The sequence below is a fragment of the Nocardiopsis sp. NPDC101807 genome (assembly GCF_044766605.1).
In the GTDB taxonomy this organism is placed as follows: domain Bacteria; phylum Actinomycetota; class Actinomycetes; order Streptosporangiales; family Streptosporangiaceae; genus Nocardiopsis; species Nocardiopsis tropica.
Genome location: NZ_JBIWMK010000007.1, coordinates 229504 through 252380 on the forward strand (window position 1 = coordinate 229504; position 22877 = coordinate 252380).

17 protein-coding genes are annotated in these 22877 nt (G+C 74.1%); 9 read left to right on the forward strand and 8 right to left on the reverse strand.

Features of this window, described 5'->3' with window-relative positions:
- Positions 1-171 precede the first annotated feature (171 nt).
- Positions 172-417: a DUF2630 family protein gene (locus tag ACIRPH_RS22350; RefSeq protein ID WP_402917248.1), complete on the reverse strand. Its 246-nt coding sequence runs from the start codon at positions 415-417 to the stop codon at positions 172-174.
- Positions 418-670: 253 nt separating this feature from the next.
- Here ACIRPH_RS22350 and ACIRPH_RS22355 point away from each other — a divergent pair, with 253 nt between their 5' ends.
- Positions 671-961, forward strand: a complete 291-nt coding sequence (locus ACIRPH_RS22355; protein ID WP_267948783.1) for a metal-sensitive transcriptional regulator — start codon at positions 671-673, stop codon at positions 959-961.
- Positions 962-1071: 110 nt separating this feature from the next.
- Here the strand turns inward: ACIRPH_RS22355 and ACIRPH_RS22360 are convergent, their stop codons facing one another.
- Positions 1072-2448, reverse strand: coding sequence for an NAD(P)/FAD-dependent oxidoreductase (locus ACIRPH_RS22360; RefSeq protein ID WP_402917250.1), 1377 nt, complete (start codon positions 2446-2448; stop codon positions 1072-1074).
- A 303-nt stretch (positions 2449-2751) separates the two neighbouring features.
- Between ACIRPH_RS22360 and ACIRPH_RS22365 the strand changes: the two genes are divergently transcribed.
- Positions 2752-3360, forward strand: a complete 609-nt coding sequence (locus ACIRPH_RS22365; protein ID WP_402917252.1) for a hypothetical protein — start codon at positions 2752-2754, stop codon at positions 3358-3360.
- A 174-nt stretch (positions 3361-3534) separates the two neighbouring features.
- On the opposite strand, the gene ACIRPH_RS22370 is transcribed toward ACIRPH_RS22365, so the two are convergent.
- The 4 genes from ACIRPH_RS22370 to ACIRPH_RS22385 all read right to left on the reverse strand — a co-directional run bounded on the left by ACIRPH_RS22370 (position 3535) and on the right by ACIRPH_RS22385 (position 5950).
- Positions 3535-3804 carry a DUF6510 family protein gene (locus ACIRPH_RS22370; protein ID WP_402917254.1) on the reverse strand — a complete coding sequence of 90 codons (270 nt, stop codon included), beginning with the start codon at positions 3802-3804 and terminating at the stop codon, positions 3535-3537.
- Positions 3801-4535, reverse strand: a complete 735-nt coding sequence (locus ACIRPH_RS22375; RefSeq protein ID WP_402917256.1) for an FAD-binding oxidoreductase — start codon at positions 4533-4535, stop codon at positions 3801-3803. The genes ACIRPH_RS22370 and ACIRPH_RS22375 overlap by 4 nt, the downstream gene beginning before the upstream one ends.
- Positions 4535-5134 (reverse strand): sulfite oxidase-like oxidoreductase, encoded by a 600-nt coding sequence (locus ACIRPH_RS22380; RefSeq protein ID WP_402917258.1) that lies wholly within the window; start codon positions 5132-5134, stop codon positions 4535-4537. The genes ACIRPH_RS22375 and ACIRPH_RS22380 overlap by 1 nt, the downstream gene beginning before the upstream one ends.
- Positions 5135-5359: 225 nt before the next feature.
- On the reverse strand, positions 5360-5950 hold the full coding sequence (locus tag ACIRPH_RS22385) for a TetR/AcrR family transcriptional regulator (protein ID WP_402917260.1): 591 nt from the start codon (positions 5948-5950) through the stop codon (positions 5360-5362).
- Positions 5951-6095: 145 nt separating this feature from the next.
- Between ACIRPH_RS22385 and ACIRPH_RS22390 the strand changes: the two genes are divergently transcribed.
- From ACIRPH_RS22390 to fxlM, 4 genes are all read left to right on the forward strand, one after another.
- Positions 6096-7706 (forward strand): carboxyl transferase domain-containing protein, encoded by a 1611-nt coding sequence (locus ACIRPH_RS22390; RefSeq protein WP_402917812.1) that lies wholly within the window; start codon positions 6096-6098, stop codon positions 7704-7706.
- Between the two features lie 7 nt (positions 7707-7713).
- The gene (locus ACIRPH_RS22395; RefSeq protein ID WP_402917262.1) at positions 7714-9858 is read left to right on the forward strand and encodes an acetyl/propionyl/methylcrotonyl-CoA carboxylase subunit alpha; all 2145 of its coding nucleotides are present in this window, start codon (positions 7714-7716) and stop codon (positions 9856-9858) included.
- Positions 9855-11012, forward strand: a complete 1158-nt coding sequence (locus tag ACIRPH_RS22400) for an acyl-CoA dehydrogenase family protein (RefSeq protein ID WP_402917264.1) — start codon at positions 9855-9857, stop codon at positions 11010-11012. The genes ACIRPH_RS22395 and ACIRPH_RS22400 overlap by 4 nt, the downstream gene beginning before the upstream one ends.
- A 193-nt stretch (positions 11013-11205) precedes the next feature.
- Entirely contained in the window at positions 11206-12426 is a 1221-nt protein-coding gene (gene fxlM, locus ACIRPH_RS22405) for a methyltransferase, FxLD system (protein ID WP_402917266.1), read from the forward strand.
- A 63-nt stretch (positions 12427-12489) separates the two neighbouring features.
- Here fxlM and ACIRPH_RS22410 read toward each other — a convergent pair whose 3' ends face one another.
- A complete protein-coding gene (locus ACIRPH_RS22410) occupies positions 12490-17976 on the reverse strand; it encodes a carboxyl transferase domain-containing protein (protein WP_402917268.1) in 5487 nt (1828 codons plus the stop codon).
- Positions 17977-18817: 841 nt separating this feature from the next.
- On the opposite strand from ACIRPH_RS22410, the gene ACIRPH_RS22415 reads away from it, so the two are divergent.
- Complete coding sequence (locus ACIRPH_RS22415) at positions 18818-19459, forward strand: hypothetical protein (RefSeq protein ID WP_402917270.1); 642 nt, start codon at positions 18818-18820, stop codon at positions 19457-19459.
- A gap of 103 nt (positions 19460-19562) precedes the next feature.
- Complete coding sequence (locus tag ACIRPH_RS22420; protein ID WP_402917272.1) at positions 19563-19724, forward strand: hypothetical protein; 162 nt, start codon at positions 19563-19565, stop codon at positions 19722-19724.
- 123 nt (positions 19725-19847) lie between these two features.
- Here ACIRPH_RS22420 and thrS read toward each other — a convergent pair whose 3' ends face one another.
- A complete protein-coding gene (thrS, locus tag ACIRPH_RS22425) occupies positions 19848-21821 on the reverse strand; it encodes a threonine--tRNA ligase (RefSeq protein WP_402917274.1) in 1974 nt (657 codons plus the stop codon).
- 570 nt (positions 21822-22391) lie between these two features.
- On the opposite strand from thrS, the gene ACIRPH_RS22430 reads away from it, so the two are divergent.
- Positions 22392-22700 (forward strand): PGPGW domain-containing protein, encoded by a 309-nt coding sequence (locus tag ACIRPH_RS22430; RefSeq protein WP_344184921.1) that lies wholly within the window; start codon positions 22392-22394, stop codon positions 22698-22700.
- The last annotated feature ends 177 nt before the right edge of the window (positions 22701-22877 follow it).

Consider the following 22877-nt stretch of genomic DNA (forward strand, 5'->3'; position numbering starts at 1 on the left):
GGGCCGCCCCCCCGCGTGTGGTGGTGGGCTCCTCCCTCCCGCTGGGGGGGGGGGGGGGGGGGGGGGGGGGCGCCCCCCCCCCCCCCCCCCCCCCCCCCGGCGCCGGTGTCACCGTGTTGACGCTCACGGGGCACATGAAGTTTCGCCGCGGGGTGTCCTGATCCGCCGGGGCTACTGGCGGTAGTTCTCGACCTCGGAGGCGGGGCGGACCCGCGCCTCGTCGGGGTCCTGGCCGAACTCGCTGCGGGCCCGCCGCTGACGGAGCAGGTCCCAGCACTGGTCCAGCGCGGACTCCACCTCCTCCATGCGGCCGCGCTCCTCCGGCTCCAGACCCCCGGGGGCGGAGCGGAGCGCGTGCTCCTCGTCCATCAGTCCCCGGATGGTGGCCATGATGTCGTTCTCGGCGCTTTCGCTCATACGGCCATCGTCGGCTCGGCCGGGGGCGGGGGCAAGCCCCCGGCCCCGGGCTTGCCCAGACCAGACCGGACGTTTACGGCCCGGGACGGCGAGGCGATCGACCCTCGTTCGTCTGGGAAACTCCTACTACGGCCGCATTGACCACCACGTGCACGGGGCCGGGACGGCGGAATGCGTTCCACACCCCCGCGGTTGGATACCCGTAGGGGGTACGGTAATGGCATCTGGGCAGGAACGACACGGAAGCGGGAGCATGGCTGCGACCCACGGTTACAGCAACGACAAGCAGAGTCACATCAACCGGCTGCGCCGGATCGAGGGGCAGATCCGCGGGCTCCAGCGCATGGTCGAGGACGACCAGTACTGCATCGACATCCTGACCCAGACGTCGGCCGTGAACAAGGCGCTGCGGTCCTTCTCCCTCGCCATCCTCGACGAGCACCTCAAGCACTGCGTGGCCCACGCCGTCGCCAACGGCGGCGAGGAGGCCGACGAGAAGGTCCGCGAGGCGTCCGAGGCCATCGCCCGCCTCGTCCGCTCCTAGGAGGCGCCCCGGACCCCCGCGCCGCGGCCCGACACGCCCCGGCCGGCCGCCGGAGCCCCGGCGGCCGGGCCCCGCCCGGGGCCCGGCGCACGCCGCCGGCCCGCGCGGCCTCAGTCCTCTCCGTAGCGCTCCCGCTCGTTCTCCAGCAGGCGCGCCCCCTCCTTGCCCGCGGACGCGGCGTCCAGGTAGTCGACCGCCTCGTTGGCGACGAACGACGAGGGGCGGCCGTCGTCGGCGAAGCCCAGCCGCGACACCTCGCCGCCGGTGAACGCCCGGATCCCCCAGTTGGCCAGGATGCGGGCCCGGGCGGTCGGGGACGGCACCGCCATCATGTGGTAGCCGCGGGTGACGCCCAGCGCGGGGAGGCCGGTCAGGTCGAACTTGAGGACCCGCGCGAGCGCGTCCCTGCCGCTCAGGTCCACCACCAGCCCCATGTCCTTGTGCCGGAAATCGCGCAGCGGGCGCCCCAGCAGGGAGGCGACCACGTTCTCGGCGGCGGTGGCGGCCTGACGGGTGGCGTACTGCGCGGTCGGCGGGCAGTAGGCGCCGCCGTCCTGGGCGAGGTTGGGCACCGCCGCGGCGTCGCCGATGGCGAACACCTCCGGGGCCCCGGGCACGCGCAGGTCGGCGTCCACCTCCAGGCGGCCTCGCTGGGTGGGCCTGTCCAGGGTCTCCATGAGCGGGCTCGGCGAGACGCCCGCCGTCCAGATCAGCGTCCGGCAGGGCAGGGCCCGGCCGTCGGTGAGGACCACCTTGTCGGCGCTCACCTCGCGCACGGACACCTTGAGCTTGACCTCGATCCCCAGGGAGCGCAGCAGGTCGAGCGCCTTGCGGCCCAGCCGGTCGCCGAGCTCGGGCAGCACCTTGGGCGCGATGTCGACGAGGTGCCAGCGGATCACCGGGCGCAGCTCCGGATAGCGCTTGGCCGCCTCCTGGCAGAGCCGCATCAGGGACGCGGCGGTCTCGACACCGGTGTAGCCCCCGCCGACCACGACGAAGCGGCAGCGCTCCTCCCGTTCCGCGGGGTCGCGGGTGTCGTTGGCCAGTTCCAGCTGGGCGAGGACGTGGTCGCGCAGGAGCACGGCCTCCGCCAGGGTCTTGGCGCCGTAGGCGTGCTCGGTGAGCCCGGGGATGTCGAAGGCCCGGGTGAGCCCCCCGGGCGCGAGCACCAGCCGGTCGTAGCGGACGGGCGCGAGTTCACCGGTGGGCCGGCGGACGAGGACGACGCGGTCACGGGTGTCCACGCCGACGGCGTGTCCGGGGACGAGCCTGGTCTCCCTGGTGAGCCGGTGCACGGACATGGCGACCGACTGGGGTGTGAGCAGCCCTGACGCGACCTGGGGCAGCAGCGGGCTGTAGAGCATGTAGTCGTGCGGGGCGACGAGGGCGATGTCGGCCGCCCCCGTCGGGATACGGCGTTCGAGGTGACGCAGGGTGTGGAGTCCACCGAAACCCGCGCCGACCACCACGATCCGAGGCCGAGACATATGTACACCGCTCCTTCTCCGTGTCGTGGTACGGGACGTCATGGTGTGTCTGGGGGACGTTGGACGCAGGCGTACCCATTTCACCGCGGCCAAATGTACGACCGCAGGCGGCGATCCGGGACGTTTCCCGCCGGGGGTCCCGGGGACTTTGTCGCCTCTTGGCCCGGGGAGGGAAAGGCATACGCGTCCTTCAACCCCGCGAAACCCGGGGATGACCGGCGATCCGGAACACTGGGTAACTGTATGTAACGGCACGATCACGAAAAGTGCCGCCGTCTGACCTGGAAGGAGCAGTGAAAACGCATGCGTGCGTTCACCAGGATCGCCGCCACCACCGCCCTGGCCGGAGGGCTGACCGTGTTCGGTGCGGGCGCCGCCCTCGCCGCCTCGGCGGAGGGCCCGGGGGAATGGTCTCCCCACGGGAGCTTCGAGGCCGTCACCGCCCAGGCCCTCGCGGACTGGATCGACCGCGGCGCCTCCGACCCCGGGAAGGACGCCGACCCCGTTCCGGCGGACGTTCCCGCGGAGGAGGCCCCCGAGGGCACGCAGGGGCCGACCGGTCCCGCCGGGCCGAACCAGGAGGCCCCGGGCCAGGGAGCGCCGGGACAGCAGGCGCCGGGCCAAGGGGCCCCCGGACAGCAGGCCCCGGGACAGCAGGCGCCCGGTCAGCAGGCCCCGGACCAGGAGGCGGGACCCGCCGCCGAGGCGCCCGGGTCCGCAGACGGGAACGGCGCTCCCGACGGGGCGACCGGCCCCGGGGGGCAGCAGGAGGACGCGCCCGCCGACGCCGCCGCCCCGGCGGAGGCCCCGGCCGGTGTGGTCGAAGCTCCGGCCGGGGCCTCCGCGGAGGAGGCGCCCGCCGACGCGGCCGCACCGGCCAAGCCCTCCGGCGCGGCCGGCGCGCAGCCGTAGCCGAGCCGCCGGGAGACCCCTCCGAGGGGAGACCCGGCGCACTCCCGTGGGGGGGGGGGGGGGGGGGGGGGGGGCCGCCCCCCCCCCCCCCCCCCCGCCCCCCCCCCGGCCCCGCCCCCCCCCCCCCCCCCCCCCCCCCCCCCCGTTCGCCGCCGCCCGCCTCGGGCCCCCGGCTCACGTCTGCAGGCGCACCCGCACGACCCCCGTCCCGCCCAGGTCCACCCAGACGCTGTCGGGGGTGCGCACCAGCCGCAGGACCAGGGTCCGGCACACCGGGCAGCTCGCCACCAGCCCCGGGCCGTCCACCGTCACGTGCAGCTCCGCGAACACCCCGCACGCCCCGCACACCGAGCACCGCCGCTCGGCGGCGGTCAGGTCCACGGACAGGATCTCCGACAGCGGGCCCGCCAGGGCGTTGGCGTCGACGTGCTCCGGTTCGGTCATCTGGCACCTCCACCGGATCCGAACCGCTCGGTCCGGACCCGTCTCGGGTCGTGACCCAGGGCCACGAGGGCGTCGGACGCCGTCTCCACGAAACCGGTCGGCCCGCACACGAAGCACACCGGGGCGAACTCGGGCGGGAACCCGTGGGTGTTCAGCTCGGCCGCGCCCAGGCGCCCGGGTCCGCGGGGCGAGGCCTCCGGGGCCCGGCGCGTGTGGGCGACGAACAGGTCCACTCCCCCGTCGCCGGGCCGGTGGGCGCCCAGCTCCCCCCGGTAGTACCGGTCCTCAGGCGTGCGCACCGAGTACAGGAACCGGAAGAGCGCCCTGCTCCCCACCCTGCGCCGCTCGCGCACCATCGCCATCAGGGGGACCACCCCGGAGCCGCCGCCCACGAGGACCACCGGGTCGGGGGACTTGGCGTCCCACACGAACCAGCCGCCCAGCGGGCCGCGCACCTCCACGGCGTCCCCCGGCGCGAACACGTCCACGAGGTAGGGGGAGACCTCCCCGCCCTCCACCCGCTGCACGGTGAGCTCGATCCGCTCCCCCTCGTCGGCCGAGGCCACCGAGTAGCCGCGCTGGGCGGTGTAGCCGTCCTCGGCGGTCAGCCGGACGTCCACGTGCTGGCCCGCGCGGTGGCCGGGCCAGCCGGGTACGTCGAGCACCAGCGTCCGGGCGCTGTCGGTCTCCCAGCGGTCGGCCACCAGGGTCGCGGGCCGCCACGCGACCATCAGTCGCCCCGGTAGCGCTGCTCGCGCCACGGGTCGCCGTAGTCGTGGTACCCGGCCTGCTCCCAGAACCCGGGCTCGTCCTGGTGGAGCAGGCTGATCCCGCGCACCCACTTGGCCGACTTCCAGAAGTACAGGTGCGGCACGATCAGCCGGGCCGGCCCCCCGTGCTCGGGGGCGAGCGGCTCTCCGTCGAAGGCGTGCACGATCCACGCCTGCCCGTCGGTGAGGTCCTGGAGCGGGAGGTTCGTCGTGTAGCCGCCGTAGCTGGACACGAGGGCGTACTCGGCGGTGGTCTCCACGTCCTCCAGCAGGACGTCGAGGCTGACGCCCTCCCAGTCGGTGTCCAGCTTCGACCAGCGGGTGACGCAGTGGATGTCGGCGCGGGGGCGCTCCTGGGGCAGGGCCCGGAACTCCTCCCAGGTCCACACCCGCGTCTGCCCCGTCTCCGCCTCGACCGAGAAGGTCCACTCCTCCTCGTCCACCCGGGGCGTGGGTCCGGCGGACAGCACGGGGAAGTCGTGCGTCTCGTACTGCCCCGGGGGCACCCTCGCGGGGTCCTGCCCCCCTCGCCCGCGAAAACCCCTGGTCACCACGTTCATGTCCGCCTCCCCGGATCGGTGTCCGGCGGGTCTACCCCGGCCGGGGTCACCCCACGGCATCGCCTCCCCCAAATCCCGGCACCCGCGGCCGGACCGCGGGACCCGGCGGCGGGAAGGCGCGGCGAAGGGCGCGGAGGCGCGCGGGCACGGCGGCACCGCGGTCCGGAGGCACACGGGCACGGCAGCACGGCGGCGCGGCAGCACCGCGGCCCGGAGGCGCGGGCGCTACGCGGGCGGAGGCGCGGCGTCGGGGGAGGTGAGGGCGGCGCGGCCCATGGAGAGCAGCAGCTCGGCCATGCGCGGGCGGGACAGCTCGCCCCTGCTGTGGGGGGTGGAGTTGAGCAGGCCGAACACGGCGTGCACGGCGGCGCGGAGCACGGTCGGGGACGCCCCCGGCCGGAGTTCGGCGAGCACGCCCACCCACTCCTCGACGTAGCCGCGCTGGAGGCGGCGCACGCGCCGCCGGTCGGGCTCGGTGAGGTTGCCCAGCTCCCGGTCGTGCACGGTGATCAGGGAGGGCTCGTCCAGGGCGAACGCGATGTGCCCGCGCAGCAGCGCCTCCAGGGCGCCGTCCGCGCTCGCCGCCTCCGCCACCAGCTCCCTGCCCTGCCTCGCCAGGCGGTCGCTGATGTCGACCAGCACCTCGCCGAGGAGCGCCCGCTTGCCGGGGAAGTGCCGGTACAGGGCGGGGCCGGTGGTGCCGACGGCGCGGCCGAGGTCGTCGATGGACACCCCCCGGTAGCCGCGTTCGGCGAAGAGCCCCGCCGCCGCGCCCAGGATCGCCGTCCGGCGCTCGCCCGTCGGTCTCGGCCCCATCCGCTCCGCCTCTCCTCACCCGCGGGTGGCTCCGGGTGACGCGCGCCTCCCGGGCCCTGGACACCCATGTTAGTAGTTACTAACATCACGGTTGTTAGTGAGCATTAACATCCCTCCACGAGAGGACACCATGAGCAGGGCATCAGTGCTCGGCTCGGCGGTGGACACCGCCGGGCCCGCGTTCGCCGCCAACGACGCGGCGAACCGCGCCCTCGCCCTGGAGCTGCGCGAGCGGATCGCCGCCGCGGCGCTGGGCGGCCCGGAGAAGACCCGGGCACGGCACGTCGGGCGCGGCAAGCTCCTGCCGCGCGACCGCGTCGACCTCCTCCTCGACCCCGGCTCCCCCTTCCTGGAGATCTCCCCGCTGGCCGCCGACGGGCTCTACGGCGAGGACGGCCGGGACGCGCCCGGCGCCGGGATGATCGCCGGCGTGGGCCGGGTCATGGGCCGGCCGGTGGTCGTGGTCGCCAACGACGCCACGGTCAAGGGCGGCAGCTACTACCCGATGACCGTCAAGAAGCACCTGCGCGCCCAGGAGGTGGCGCTGCACAACCGCCTCCCGTGCGTCTACCTCGCCGACTCGGGCGGCGCGTTCCTGCCGATGCAGGACGACGTCTTCCCCGACCGCGATCACTTCGGCCGGATCTTCTACAACCAGGCCACCATGTCGAAACTGGGCATCCCGCAGATCGCGGCTGTGCTGGGCTCGTGCACGGCGGGCGGCGCCTACGTCCCGGCGATGAGCGACGAGGCGGTCATCGTCCGCGACCAGGGGACCGTCTTCCTGGGCGGTCCCCCGCTGGTGAAGGCCGCCACGGGCGAGGTCGTGACCGCCGAGGAGCTGGGCGGCGGCGACCTGCACTCGCGGGTGTCGGGGGTCACCGACCACCTGGCCGACGACGACGCCCACGCGCTCGCCATCGTGCGGCGCATCGCCGACACCCTCGGCCCGCCCGGCCCGCCCGCGTGGGAGACGCGCGCGCCACGGCCGCCCGCGCTGGACCCGGACGAGCTCTACGGGGTGGTCCCCGCCGACACCCGCACCCCGTACGACGTGCGGGAGGTGATCGGCCGGACCGTGGACGGCAGCGAGTTCACCGAGTTCAAGGCCGAGTACGGGACGACCCTGGTCACGGGGTTCGCCCACCTCCACGGCCACCCGGTCGGGATCATCGCCAACAACGGCATCCTGTTCGCCGAGTCCGCCCTCAAGGGCGCCCACTTCATCGAGCTGTGCGACCGGCGCGGCGTCCCCCTCGTCTTCCTCCAGAACATCTCCGGGTTCATGGTGGGCCGCGACTACGAGGCGGGCGGCATCGCCAAGCACGGGGCGAAGATGGTCACCGCCGTGGCCTGCGCGCGCGTCCCCAAGTTCACCGTCGTCATCGGCGGATCGTTCGGCGCGGGCAACTACAGCATGTGCGGCCGGGCGTACTCCCCCCGGTTCCTGTGGATGTGGCCCAACGCCCGCATCTCGGTGATGGGCGGGGAACAGGCCGCCTCGGTGCTGTCCACGGTCCGCCGCGACCAGCTGGAGGGGCGCGGCGAGGCGTGGTCCGCGGAGGACGAGGAGGCCTTCAAGGCGCCCATCCGCAACCGGTACGAGGAGCAGGGCAGCCCGTACTACTCCACCGCACGCCTGTGGGACGACGGCGTCATCGACCCCGCCGACACCCGCGACGTGCTCGCCATGGCCCTGTCCGCCGCCCGCCACGCGCCACTGGACCCGGTGGGCTACGGCGTCTTCCGGATGTGAGGAACCCTTGACCACGACGCCACGAACGTCCCACTCCCCCGCGACCGTGCTGGTCGCCAACCGGGGCGAGATCGCCCTGCGGATCATCCGCACCCTGAAGCGCATGGGGATCGGCTCGGTCGCCGTGCACACCGACGCCGACGCCGGCGCCCCCCACACGCTCGCCGCCGACCTGGCCCTGCGCGTGGACGGCTACCTGGACCCCGGCGCGATCGTCGCGGCGGCCCTGGAGTCGGGCGCCTCCATGGTGCACCCCGGCTACGGCTTCCTGTCCGAGAACGCCGGGTTCGCGCGGGCCTGCGCCGAGGCGGGCCTGGTCTTCGTCGGGCCCCCCGCCCCGGCGATCGAGGCGATGGGCGACAAGATCCGCGCCAAGGACACGGTGGCCGCCGCGGGCGTGCCGGTCCTGGGCGGGTTCACCGAGAAGCCCGGACGGCCGCTGGACGACGACGCGCTGCTGCACGCCGCCGCGGAGACCGGCTACCCCCTGCTCATCAAGCCGTCCGCGGGCGGCGGCGGCAAGGGCATGCGGGCCGTCCACTCCCCCGACGACCTGGTGGCCGCCGCCGCTGCCGCCCGACGGGAGGCCCTCGCGTCGTTCGGCGACCCCACCCTGCTGGTGGAGCGCCTGGTCCGGCGGCCCCGGCACATCGAGGTGCAGGTCCTCGCCGACGGCCACGGCAACGTCGTCCACCTGGGCGAGCGCGAGTGCAGCCTCCAGCGCCGCCACCAGAAGGTGGTGGAGGAGGCCCCGTCCCCCCTGCTCACCGCCGCCCAGCGGGAGGCCATGGGCGGGGCGGCCGTGGCCGCCGCGCGCTCGTGCGGCTACACGGGCGCGGGGACGGTCGAGTTCATCGCCGAGGCGTCCGGGGACGGCGGGGAGCCGGAGCTCTCGTTCTCGTTCCTGGAGATGAACACCCGGCTCCAGGTGGAGCACCCGGTCACCGAGGAGGTCGTCGCGATCCGCGGCGAGCGCGGCATCGACCTGGTCGAGCTCCAGGTCCGGATCGCCCTGGGCGACCCCCTCCCCTTCGGCCAGGACGACGTGTCCTGGCAGGGGCACGCGGTGGAGTCGCGGATCTACGCCGAGGACGCCGACCGGGGGTTCCTGCCCACCGGCGGCCCCGTCCTGGCACTGTCCGAGCCCTCCGGCGCCCGGGTGGACTCCGGTGTCGCGGCGGGGGGCGAGGTGACCTCCGCGTTCGACCCGATGCTCGCCAAGGTCATCACGTGGGGCCCGGACCGGGCCGAGGCACTGCGCCGGATGGACGCCGCCCTGGGCGCGTACACGCTGCTGGGGTGCGTCACCAACACCGCGTTCCTACGCAGGCTGCTGCGCCACCCGCGTGTGGCGGCGGGCGACCTGAGCACCGACCTGATCGAGACGGACCCGCCGGAGTCCGCGCCCGGGGCGCTTCCCGAGCACGTGTACGCGGCGGCGGCCCTGGACCGCCAGCTCGACCTCGAACCCGGAGGGGAGGGCCCCGCGGCGGACCGGTTCGCCACCCCCGACGGGTGGCGGATGGGCGGCCCGGCGTGGACCCCGTGGCGTCTGCGGGCGCCCCGGCACGACTCCGCGGTCGTCCGGGTCCGACGCGACGGGGCGGGGGCCGCGCGGGGGGCGGGCGGGGTGTCCGGCGCCTACCTGGTGCGGGTGGACGACGGCGCGCCCGCCCCGGCGACGGCACGCCGCTCCGCGGACGGATCCCGCCTGACCGTCACCCACGCGGGGCGTACCCGCACCTACGCGCGCGCCGGCGACCCCGCCACCGGGCACCTGTGGCTGGGCGCGGGGGGCACCGCGTGGACCCTGCACGAGGAGCCGGTGGCGGCGGCGCTGCGCGACGACGACGCGGCGGTCGACGGCACCGTGCGCAGCCCCATGCCGGGGACGGTGCTCGCCGTCCCCGTGGAGGTCGGCCAGGCGGTCCTCGCCGGGACCCCGCTCGCCGTCGTGGAGGCCATGAAGATGGAGCACTCCGTCCCCTCCCCCTTCGACGGCACCGTCACCGGCGTGGCGGTGCGGCCGGGCGCGTCCGTGCCCATGGACGCGCCCCTGGTCACCGTCGAACCCGTCCGGGCCGGGCCCGGCGGCGCCACGCCGGACCCGTCCGTTCCCACCCCCGCCACCAGCGAGGAGCACACGTCATGAGCCGTCACGAGCTGTCGACCGAGCACGCCGACCTGCGGGCCGCCGTGGAGGAGTTCGCCCGGACCGAGGTCGCCCCGGTGATCGGCGACTTCTACGAGCGGGGCGCGTTCCCGTACGAGATCGTCGCCAAGATGGGCCGGATGGGCCTGTTCGGGCTGCCGTTCCCCGAGGAGCACGGGGGGATGGGCGGCGACTACTTCGCCCTGTGCCTGGCCCTGGAGGAGCTCGCCCGGGTGGACTCGTCGGTGGCCATCACCCTGGAGGCGGGGGTGTCGCTGGGCGCCATGCCCATCTACCGTTTCGGCACCGACGAGCAGAGGAAGGCCCACCTGCCCCGCCTCACCTCCGGGGAGGCCCTCGGCGCCTTCGGGCTGACCGAGCCGGGCGGGGGCTCCGACGCCGGGGCGACCCGGACCACCGCCCGTCTGGAGGGCGGCGAGTGGGTGATCAACGGGACCAAGTCGTTCATCACGAACTCGGGCACGGACATCACCTCCCTCGTCACCGTCACCGCCGTCACGGGCCGGCGCGGGGACGGGCGGCCGGAGATCTCCTCGATCCTGGTGCCGAAGGGCACGCCGGGCTTCTCCGTCGGCCAGAAGTACTCCAAGGTCGGGTGGAACGCCTCCGACACCAACGAGCTGGTCTTCGAGGACTGCCGGGTGCCCGAGGCCAACCTGGTGGGCGAGCGCGGACGCGGGTACGCGCAGTTCCTGCGGATCCTGGACGAGGGCCGCATCGCCATCGCCGCGCTCTCCGTCGGCCTGGCGCAGGGGTGCGTGGACGAGAGCGTGCGCTACGCCCACGAGAGGCACGCCTTCGGCCACCCGATCGGGCACTACCAGGCGATCCAGTTCAAGATCGCCGAGATGGAGTCGCGCGTGCACGGGGCGCGGCTGGCGTACTACGACGCGGCGTCGCGCATGCTGGCGGGCGAGCCGTTCAAGAAGGAGGCGGCGATCGCGAAGCTGCTGGCCTCCAACGCGGCCATGGACAACGCCCGCGACGCCACGCAGGTGTTCGGCGGCTACGGGTTCATGAACGACTACCCGGTGGGCCGGTTCTACCGCGACGCGAAGATCCTGGAGGTCGGCGAGGGCACGAGCGAGGTGCAGAAGATGCTCATCGCCCGTGAGCTGGGGCTCCCCGCCTAGACCGACCGGGAGTGGCGCCGCTGTGACGCGCGGGCGCCCGCCCGCCCCCGGGGCGGCGGCCGGGCGGCCGGGAGGGCCGGCCCGTCACCGCGGGGGCGGACCCCGGCGCCGTGCCCGGAAGGTCCGGGGCCGATCGCGGAGGAGGTGCCATCATGGGGTCCTGCCCCTCGCCCCGGCCGCGGAGGAGGACACGGTGGACGACGACGCGAACACCCCCGAACGCCTGCGCGAGGCCCTGGCGGACGAGGTCGCGGCCCGGAGCGCGCGGCTCGGCCGCCCCCTGGCGCCCCGGGTCGAGGCCGCCCTGCGGGCAGTGCCCCGCCACCTCTTCCTCCCCGGCCGTTCCCTGGAGCGGGCCTACGCCGACATCCCCGTCGTCACCCGGACGGACTCCGCGGGGCTTCCCACGAGCTCGGTCTCCCAACCGGCCATGGTCGCCACGATGCTCGACCAGCTCCGGGTCGAACCGGGCCACCGCGTCCTGGAGATCGGCTCGGGCGGCTACAACGCCGCCCTGCTGAGCGAACTGGTCGGGCCCGCGGGCTCGGTCACCACCGTCGACATCGACCCCGGCGTCACCGCGCGGGCCCGCGCCGCGCTGGACGGGGCGGGACACGGCCGGGTGGACGTCGTCCTCGCGGACGGCGAGTTCGGCCTCCCCGAGCGCGCGCCCTTCGACCGGATCGTCGTCACCGTCGGGACCTGGGACATCCCGCCCGCGTGGCCCGGACAGCTGGCCCCGGGCGGCCGGATCGTCGCACCGCTCCGCCTGCACGGCCTCACCCTCTCCCTCGCCCTGGAACCGGACGGCGGCCACCTCGTGAGCCGGTCCGAGGAACCGTGCGGGTTCGTGCCGATGCAGGGGGCGGGTGAGAGCACCGCGCTCCGCGTACCGCTGCACGGCGACGAGGTGGGCCTGGTCGTCGAGGACGGTCCGGCCCCCGCCGCGGCGCCCCTGGCGGACGCGCTGGCCTCCCCGCGGGTGGACCTGCGCTCGGGGGTCGCGCCCGGCCCCTCCGACCCCTTCGCCGGACCGGACCTGTGGCTGGCCTCCGCCCTTCCGGGCTTCTGCCTGCTCACCGCCACGCCGCGGGCCGTCGCCCGCCGTCTGGTCCTTCCCGCTCGGAGCACGGGCTCCCCCGCCCTGGCGGAGGGCGGCGGCTTCGCCTACCTGGGCGCGCCCCGGCCCGCGGACGCCGGGACGGGGCCCGAGTTCGTCGTCCACGCGCACGGGCGCCGCGCCGGGGAGCTCGCGGCCCGGCTCGCCGGACGGGTGCGGGACTGGGACCGCGACCACCGGTCCGGTCCGGGCCCGGTCCTCACCGTCCACCCGGCCGGCACCCCCGACCGGGCGCTCCCGGACGGGTTCGTCGTCGACAAGCGCCACACCCGGGTCGTCGTCGCCTGGCCCTGAGCCCTCCCGGCCCCGGGAACACCGGGACCGGCCGTGCCCCCGCACGGCCGGTCCCGCGGGACGTCAGCGCTTCATGCCGTGCTCGATGGCCTCGATGATCCTCGGCCGCAGTTCGGCGGCGCTGATGATCGCGTCCACCGAGCCGACCTCGACGGCGCGCTGGATGCTGTGCACCGCGTCGAACTCCGCGGCGACCTCGCCGAGCTTCTCCGCCCTGACCGCGGACTGCACCTCGGCCAGGCGGGCGTTCAGCGCCGCGCGCTCGGCGGCGTCGGCCGCCGAGACCCGGGCGTGCAGCTCCGTCACCCTCGGGTCGTTCGCCGTCCGCTTGTTCACCTCGCCGGAGAACACCACGGCCGCCGCGGGGGCGCCGCCGAGCACGGAGGCGTAGGAGCCCTCCAGCGCCAGCACCGTCATGTTCGGGTTGAGCGCCTTGGAGAACACCACGAACGCGCCGCCGTGGTAGCGGGAGATCACGCAGAACACGATGGGCCCGTCGAAGTTCACGATCGCCCGGCCGATCTCGGCGCCGTACTCCAGCTGGAGGTTGCGCATCGACTCCGGGGAACCGTCGAACCCGGACAGGTTGGCCAGCACGACCAGCGGCCGGTTGCCGGAGGCCGCGTTGATCGCCCGCGCGGTCTTCTTCGACGACCGCGGGAACAGCGTGCCCGCGGTGTAGGTGTCCGGCCCGTCGGTGGGCGGGAAGCCGCGCCGTGCCACCGACCGCGACTCGATGCCGACCAGGCAGACCGGCCAGCCCCCGATGTGCACGTCCTGGACCGCCGACGTGTCGGCGTCGGCCATCCCCGCCCAGCGCTCCAGCGCCAGGTGGTCCTGGTCGGAGAGGGCGCGCATCACCGTGCGGATGTCGAACGGCTTCTTGCGGTCCGGGTTGTGCTCCGCGGAGAAGATCTGGCCGACCGTGGTGAAGTCGCTGCCCTCGATCTCGTGCGGGAAGTCCGAGACGTCGCGGTCGACCGGGTCGACCGTGTCCGCCTTGCGCGGCGCCCCCTCCCCCGGGACCACGTAGGTGTGGTCGTAGTGCGCCATCAGCACGTCCCGGGCGGCCGGCAGGCTGGGCGCCCAGTACTGGGCCTGGCCGTTCGGCCCCATCACGCGGTCGTAGCCGCCGATGCCGAAGTTGTCCTCGGCCGACACGCCGCCGGAGAAGTCCAGCGACTGCTTGCCGGTGAGCACCATCGCCGAGTCCGGCGTCATCACGAGGACGCCCTTGGTGTGCATGAGCATCGTCGCCTCGGCGTTCCAGTACGGCTGCGCGCCGACGTTGATGCCCGCGACCACGATGTTGATCTCGCCGCCGTCCTGGGTGTAGGTGACGATCCGCTTCAGGGCGGCCGCGACCCAGTCCATGTTCTCGGTTCCCGAGGACATCGAGATGCGCGCGCCCGCGGAGAGCGCGAACCACTCCAGGGGGACCCGCATCCGCTCGGCCAGGTCGATCGCGGCGATGACCCGCCTGCACTCCGGCTCCGACAGCGCGCCCAGCGCCTTGGTGGGGTCCCCGAGCAGCACGACGCGGGTGACGCCCTCGGGGTGGCGCGCGGTGGGCGTCGTGACGACGCCCGCGACGATCGCCGCGGTGTTCCCGCCCCTGGGCCGGTCCACCGGCGCGAGGACGCCGTGCGCGTCGAGGTCGTGCTCGACGAAACGGCCCTCCGGGCCGGCGAGCAGGCCGGTCAGCTCGTACGGGTAGGCAGTGCCTCGGCGGGCCGCGCGCAGCACCTTCTGGCGGTAGTCGTCCAGCGGCGGCACCGGTTCGGTCGAGGGCTTGTCGACGTGCATGCGCGCGCCGTGGCCCGGGTCGAGGGTGATCCGCACGGCGACCTCGGTCAGCTCGCCCTCGGCGGTGCGCTGGCGGGCGACGAACTGGACCTCCTCCAGTCCGGCCCCCTCCGTGGTGGGCAGGATGCGCTGGACCAGCGTGTCGAGCTCCTCGGGGGTCAGCTCGGTCGCCGGCCAGACGTACATCATGATCCGGTTGGTGTCGAAGCGCCGGTTCTGCGGCCCCTGCGCCCGGATGTTGCGGATCGCGTCCAGGCAGCCCGCGATCGTGTCCTCCACCACGGGCAGCGCGACGAGGCGGCCGTCGGCGTCGCGCAGCGGCGTCAGGTCGCGGACCTGCCCCATCGCGATGAGGCGCTCGTCGGCCGGGTTGCCGCGCGCCACGGCCTTGAAGAGGTAGATCTCCTCGTCGGCCGACGGCAGGCGCGTGAGGTCGAACTCGCGCAGCCGCTGCAGCTGGAGGCGGCGGGCGATCTGCGGGTGCAGCCCGCGGATCAGCCGGTCCTCGGTGAGGCCGCCGTCGCCGGGCCGGAAGGTGAAGTGGTGGTGCATCACCGCGCCGCTGGTGCCCGCGACGGTGGTGGTGATCCGGCGGACGCCCGGGGGGAGCGGGTTCTCGGCGAGGATCCCTCCGAGCCGCACCGCCATCTCGTCGGCGTCCGGCTGGCCGTCCCACGTGACGTAGAGGTCGGCGACCAGGCCGCGCTCGGCGGCGTCGTCGGCGAACCCGCCGACCGCCCCCACGGCGTCGGGCAGGGAGGCGATGTCGACCGCGGTGGTGACCAGGCGCGTGGCCCCGTCGGGGCCGGTGTGGTCCGCGGTGACGAACCGGCAGCCCGCGGCCTCCCGGACCGTGACGTCGGACAGCCCCCGGTTGCCGTAGTAGCGGCGGGTCAGGACCTCCAGCAGCGGAGCGTGGTCGCGGCCGGGCCGCCCGATCCGCTGGCCGATCAGCCTGACCAGGGGTTCGGCGCTGGCCACCATGGTCTGGATCCGCTCGGCGCGGTCCGGCGCGTCCGGGTTGCGGTCCAGGTAGCGCAGCCCGTCGCGCACGGAGGCGTACACCTCGGCGCGGTTGCGGCGCAGCAGCGGCTGGGCGAACCAGCGGAACACCACACCGCGGGCGAGGTCGGACACCGCGGGGAAGCGCACCTGCGTGGCCTCGACGAGGTGCTCCAGGGCGCGTCCGGCCCGCTCGCCCAGCGACTCCAGGGGCAGTGGCCCGGCCAGCCACCGGCGCAGCAGCTCCGACACGACCGCGACGTCGGTCGGCATCCGGTGGAGCGCCAGGCAGATCCGGAAGACCGCGGCCTCCAGCTCGGGCGTGCGGTCGAGGTCGGTGATGCCGTAGTGGGCGAGGACCGTGCGGAGCTTGGTCCGGAAGCCCTCGGGGAGCCCGGCCCGCTCGACGTCCAGGCTCTGGAGGTAGCTGTGGAAGAACTCGCGCGGGCTGTGCACGGGGCTGCGCGGCTCGGTCTCGGTGTCGCCGGCCGGCTTGTTGCGGCTCAGCTCGGACAGATCGGCGAAGACCGTGATCAGCTCCAGCTCGCCCTCGACGGGCCGTCCGCCCAGCTCGGCCCGCGCGGCCAGGTAGTCCGCCAGCACGCGCCGGCGGTCGTGGGGGTCCACGTCGAAGCCGAGCAGCAGGCTGCGCAGGTCCTGGAGTCCGCGCTCGACCCGCTCGGCCGCGGACACCGCCGCGGGCTCCGCGGGGAGCTCGATCTCGACGGTCTCGGCGGTGGCCCCGGCGCCGTCCTCCGCGCCCTCGTCAGCGAGGGGCTCCAGGCGCATCAGCGGGGCGCCGGACTCGACCTGGCTGCCCACCGCCACCGGGCACTCGCGCACCCGGGCACGGAACGGCGCGCGCAGCACCGTCTCCATCTTCATGCTCTCCAGCACCAGGATGGGCGCGCCTGACTCGACCTCGTCACCGACGGCCAAGGGCGTCGACACGACCAGCGCGGGCGCGGGCGAGCGCACGACGCCGCCCTCGTCGCGGCTGATCCGGTGGGTAACCCCGTCGACCTCCACCAGGTGGATCGGCCCGTGGGTGGCCGTCACCAGCCGGAAGCGGCGGCCGTTGACGACGATGCGGCCGCTGTGCTCGTCGAAGCGCTCGACCTCGACGTCCGCCGGATGCACGTCGCCGCCGCCGGAGACCCCGACGCGGAAGCGCCCCTGGCCGACGCGGGCGACGCCGACGCGGTAGCCCACTCCGCGGAGCTTAAGGTCCAGCGGGCGGCCGCTCTCGTGCTGCACCTGCGGACGGCCGCCGTGGGCGGTGGACAGCAGCCGCCGGCGGCTGGCGTCCTCCTCGTCCTGGTAGGCCTCGATCGCGGCGGCCGCCAGGGCGACGGCGGCGTGCCGGTGGCTGGTCAGGCGGCCCTCGGCGCGCACCCTGTCGATCCAGCCGGTGTCGGCGCTGGCGTCGATCACCTCGGGCTGGTCGAGCAGGTCGACGACGAAGCCCTTGTTGGTCGCGCCGCCCTCGATGATGACGGTGGTCTCGGCCATCGCGCGGCGCAGGCGGGCCAGCGCCTGCTCGCGGTCGCGGCCGTAGGCGATGATCTTCGCGATCATCGAGTCGAAGTCGGCCGGGATGGTGTCGCCCTCGCTGACACCGGTGTCGACGCGGATGCCGGGGCCGGCGGGCAGGACCAGGCGGGCGATGCGGCCGGGCGCCGGGGCGAAGTCGCGGTCGGGGTCCTCGGCGTTGAGGCGTGCCTCGACGGCGTGCCCGGTCTCGGAGGGCTGGACGCCCTCCAGCCGCTCACCGCTCGCCACCTGCAGCTGCAGCCGGACGAGGTCGGTGCCGGTGGTGATCTCGGTGATCGGGTGCTCGACCTGGAGCCGGGTGTTGACCTCCAGGAACGCGAACAGTTTCTCGCCCGGGTGGTAGAGGAACTCCACGGTGCAGGCGCCCCGGTAGCCGACGGCCACGGCGAGGCGTTCGGCGGAGGCCTTGAGCTCCGCGGTCTGCTCCGGGCGCAGGACGGGGGAGGCGGACTCCTCGATGACCTTCTGGTTGCGCCGCTGCACCGAGCAGTCGCGGACGCCCAGCGCCCACGCGGTGCCCTGGCCGTCGGCGATGACCTGGACCTCGACGTGCCGGGCCCCGGTGACCAGGCGCTCCAGGAAGACGACGCCGGAGCCGAAGGCGCGCAGCGCCTCCTGGCTGGTGCGCTCGTAGGCCTCGGCCAGGTCCTCGCCGGAGGCGACCATGCGGATGCCCCGCCCGCCGCCGCCCGCGGTCGCCTTGAGCATCAGCGGGTAGCCGATCTCGTCCCCGGCGCGCAGGGCGTCCTCCAGCGTCGCGACCTCACCGCGGCTCCAGGGGGCGACGGGGACGCCGACCTCCTCGGCGATGAGCTTGGCGCCGATCTTGTCGCCGAGCTTGCGCATGGCCTCCGCGCTCGGCCCGACGAAGGTGACGCCGATCTTCTCGCACAGCTCCGCGAAGGCCGGGTCCTCGGCGACGAACCCCCAGCCGACCCAGGCGGCGTCGGCCCCGGTCTCGACCAGGGCCCGCTCCAGGACGGCGTGGTCGAGGTAGGGGCGCGCCGAGGCCGGGCCCAGCGAGTGGGCGATGTCCGCCTCGCGGACGAAGGTCGCGTTGCGGTCGGCGTCGGTGTAGAGGGCGACCGTCTCGATCCGCGTCCCAATCTCCGCAGAAAGATCCCGAACGGCGTGGATGAGGCGCATCGCGGCCTCTCCACGGTTGACGATGGCGACACGACTGAACACCGGTTGAGCCTCCCAAGTACCCACGCACAGAAGGCGACCTCCAAAGCCCGGAGCGTCGCCTCCACCTATCTATACCTTGCTCGATCTCCACCGGGGACAGCAATGTCCCGAATCGCCCATGGCGGATCTGCTGTGTTGTGGGAACCCCACAAAAAGCACCCCCGGTCTCGCCGCCCGACCCCGGTCCCGTGCGAGGTGTGCCACAAAACGGGCGCGCGTCCGCGACGGCGCGTCGGGAGTGTCGCCGGGGGACGCGGGCCGGGGCGGCGCCGCCGGCCCGCGCCGCTGCGCGACCGCCGTGGGACCGGCGCGGCGCCGGACCTGCGCCTGGGGCCGTTCCGGGGCCGCGGGGCCGGCGGCGCCCGGGCCCTCCTGGCGCCGCGCGTCCGGCGGACCGCGCCGCCCGCCGGGGAACGGCGTTTCGGGCCGCGGTTCACGGACGGCCCCTCGTGACCGGTTCCGGACAATTCTCACCCTGAGTGCCTATTGAATCACCGGCAGTTCTGGGGGATTTGGAGAAAGCGCGCCGACCGGCGCCCGGGAATGCCCGCGGACGCGTCGGCCACGGGCTTTCACGCAGGTCGCCACCGGGGGTTCGCATTTACTTTCGTCGGTGCTTCACATGTTTCGGGAGGGTATGAGGACGGCTCCACGGGTACGTGAACTCCACGGGTCTCCGGGGAACAGCGCCAAGGGGTGACAAGTAACAGCAATGAGCACAGAATGGACCCGTACGGCCGGAGCGGGTCCCTTGCTTTCCGGACCCGGAAGGCCCGGCCCGCCGCAGCGGGCCCCTCGGGTCCTCGGCCGCCCCACGTTCCCCAGCCGGAGGAGACACCGGATGGAAGGCGCCCTGCCTGTGATCGCTCTGGTCGTCGTCGTGGTGTCGGCCGGCGCGATCGCGGTCGCCGCGCACTTTCGCAAGGAACGCGTCGCGGAGCTCCGCGGCTGGGCCCGGGAGCACGGGTGGACCTACACCGAGCACCGGCCGGCCCCGCTGGGCGAAGCGGTCCTGCCGCGTTCCACCAACGGCCCCCACCCGCGCGTCCAGCACGTCCTCTCCGGGCGCCGCGGCCGGCACCCGGTCGTCATCTTCGAGCACACGCACAAGCCGAGGGACGGCGCGGCCGGGGGCCGCCAGACCTACCGCATCGTCGCGGTCCGCACCCCCGGCCCCAACGCCGAGCTGGAGATCCGCCGCAGGGACCGCCTCACCCCGTCCGACGACGCCTTCGACAGGGCCTTCCACGCCGTCGGCGACACCGGGTTCGCCCGGGCCGTCCTCGACCGCGCCATGACCGCGTGGCTGCTCTCGGATCCGCGGTCGCGGTCGCTGCCGGTACGCTTCAGCGGCGACTACGTCCTCACCTGGGCCGCCATGCGCCTGGACCCGAACCGGTCCCTCACCGCCGCCGACTACCTCATCGACTTGGTGGAGCGCATCCCCGCGGAGGCGTGGAAGCGGCACCCCGCGGGCCCCTGACCGGGGTCACGGCTCCCTGCACCCGAACCTGAGCAGGCGGACTCCCCCACAGGAGACGGATAGGATCCGCTGTGCCCCGAAGCGACTAGGAGTAGCAACCCTCATGAGCGACCCCAACGCGACGCACCGCATCTCGCGCGCGGACCTCTTCCGTGACGACGAGGAGGAGCAGAACGCCCCGGACCCCAACGCGACCGCGCGCATCTCCCGTGCGGACCTCTTCCGGGACGACGACGAGTCCACGGCGCCGCGAGAGCAGCGCTGACCCCGTCGCCGCGGCCGCGGCGACGGGCGGAACGGGGAAGCGCCCACCCGGAGGACCGGGTGGGCGCCCTGCCGTACGCGTCCGGCGCCGCCCGGGGCTCCTCCCCGGCGGCGCGGCGACGCCCTACCGGCGCTCGCGGACGGCGGCGACGATCTCGGCCACGGCCTCGTCGACCGGCACCCCGTTGTTCTGCGACCCGTCACGGAAGCGGAAGGACACCGCGCCCTTGCTGATGTCCTCGTCGCCGGCCAGCAGCATGAAGGGCACCTTCTGCTTCTGGGCGTTGCGGATCTTCTTCTGCATGCGGTCGTCCCCGGCGTCCACCTCGACGCGGATGCCCTCGGCGCGCAGCTTGGCCGCGACCTCCCGGAGGTAGGGCACGTGCTCGTCCGCGATGGGGATGCCCACCGCCTGCACCGGCGCCAGCCAGGCGGGGAAGGCGCCCGCGTAGTGCTCCAGCAGGACGGCGAAGAAGCGCTCGATGGAGCCGAACAGGGCGCGGTGGATCATCACCGGCCGCCGGCGGGAGCCGTCCGGCGCGGTGTACTCCAGGTCGAAGCGCTCGGGAAGGTTGAAGTCCAGCTGGATCGTGGACATCTGCCAGGTGCGGCCGATGGCGTCCTTGGCCTGGACCGAGATCTTGGGGCCGTAGAAGGCGGCGCCCCCCGGGTCCATGACCAGTGCGAGCCCCTGCTTCTCGGCGGCCTCGCGCAGGGTGGCGGTGGCCTCCTCCCAGACCGCGTCGTCCCCGATGTACTTCTCCGGGTCCTTGGTGGACAGCTCCAGGTAGAAGTCGTCCAGGCCGTAGTCGCGCAGCAGCTCCAGCACGAAGGTCAGCAGCGAGTCGAGCTCGTCCGCCATCTGCTCCTCGGTGCAGTAGATGTGGGCGTCGTCCTGGGTGAAGCCCCGGGCCCGGGTCAGGCCGTGCACCACGCCCGACTTCTCGTACCGGTACACGGTGCCGAACTCGAACAGGCGCAGCGGCAGCTCGCGGTAGGAGCGCCCGCGCGCGTCGAAGATCAGGTTGTGCATCGGGCAGTTCATCGGCTTCAGGTAGTAGTCCTGGCCGCCGTCGAGCTTCATGGGGGGGTACATGCCGTCCGCGTACCAGTCCAGGTGCCCCGACTTCTCGAACAGGGTGCTCTTGGTGGCGTGCGGGGAGTAGACGAACTCGTAGCCGCTCTCCTCGTGCCGCTTGCGCGAGTAGTCCTCCATCACCCGGCGGACGATGCCGCCCCGGGGGTGGAAGACGGCGAGGCCGGAGCCGATCTCGTCCGGGATGGAGAACAGGTCGAGCTCGGCGCCGAGCTTGCGGTGGTCCCGCTTCTCGGCCTCCTCCAGGAAGGTCAGGTAGTCCTTGAGGGCTTCCTTGGTCTCCCAGGCGGTGCCGTAGACGCGCTGGAGCTGCGGGTTGGTCTCCTTGCCGCGCCAGTAGGCGGCGGCGGTGCGCATGAGCTTGAACGCGGGGACGGCCCGGGTGGTGGGCAGGTGCGGCCCGCGGCACAGGTCCTTCCAGCACAGCTCGCCGGTGCGCGGGTGGACGTTGTCGTAGACGGTGAGCTCGCCGGCCCCCACCTCGACCCCGGCGCCCTCGGCGGCCTCGGTGGCGCCGCCCTTGAGGCCGATCAGCTCCAGCTTGTAGGGCTCGGTGGCCAGCTCGGCCCGTGCGCCCTCCTCGGTGACGACGCGGCGGTCGAAGCGCTGCCCCTGCTTGATGATCTGCTGCATCTTCTTCTCGATGGCCTTGAGATCGGCGGGGGTGAACGGCTCGGCGACGTCGAAGTCGTAGTAGAAGCCGTTCTCGACGGGCGGGCCGATGCCCAGGCGGGCCTCCGGGAAGAGCTCCTGGACCGCCTGCGCGAGGATGTGCGCGGTGGAGTGGCGCAGGATCGCCCGGCCCTCGTCGGAGTCGATCGCGATCGGCTCGACGACGTCGCCCTCGTGCAGCTCCCGGTCCAGGTCGCGCGGCTCGCCGTTGACGAGCGCCGCGACGACGGTCCTGCCGTCGGCCTCCAGCGCCTGCCCCGCCGTAGTGGTGGCCGCCACCGCACGCGGGGTTCCGGCGAGGGTGATGTGCAGCTCAGGCGCGGCGGACACGGTGACTCCTAAGGACGTGGATCGCGGTCTAACGCGTACCGACCGCCCCGTGGGGCGGCCAGGCGTTTTCCCCACGATGCTATCGGCTCCGGGGTGGCTCCGCCCCGGCCGTCCACAGGTCCGGAGGCGTGCGTCCGGGGCCCGCGCGGTCCCTTCCCGGGGCGCCGCGCGGCCCCGTCGGGCGCGCCCGGAACGGCTCCGCCCCCGGTGATTCGGTCGGGGAATTCGGCCGTGCCCGCCCAGCCCGCCCCATCCCGGGGGAACGGTGACAGAAGGGACTCGCCTTCCCCTGGGAAGACGTTCTGTCAAAGAACGTCACCTTTCGGGAAGCTGTCCACAGCCATACCAAAGACCATTGATCCGAGGTTCGAGATCGGTGAGAATCAGCAGACATCCGACCACCGGCCACCGCGGACCCGAATACACCCAGTCTCTGCGACCGAATACTGTGAGCGCATGTCACCGAGCCCACCGACCGGCCCACCGGCCCCGGAGACATCCCCCTCCCGCCGTGCCCACGCGAGGCGGTGGCGACGGCTGCGCGCCAGGCTCCGCCTCTTCCGCAGGCGCATGCACACCCACCCGGCGCTGCACCTGCCCTGGCGCATCCTCGTCGGCACGGTCGGCACGCTGGTGGTCCTCGCCGGGCTCCTGATGATGGTGATCCCCGGCCCGGGGCTGGCGTCGGTCATCTTGGGGCTGGTCATCTTCAGCACCGAGTTCCGGTGGGCCCAGAGGCTCGTGCGTCCCGCGCGCGTGTGGTTCCTGCGCGCCGAGCAGCTGGGGATGCGCCTCAGGGACGAGGCCTTCCGCCGCTTCCGCGAGCGGCGGGACCGGAGGCGGCGGCGCGCACTGCCCTGCACCCCGCCGCACGAATAGGCGCGGCCCCCTCGCCCCCTTGCCCCGCCCGTGGTGCGGACACGACGAAAAAAGGGGAGGGGCGGGGGGGGGGGGGGGGGGGGCCCGCCCCCCCCCCCGGGGGGGGGGGGGGGGGGGGAAAAACCAACCCGAACGGGGGTGGAATCTCCGCACGCACACAAAAACACAAAAAAAAAA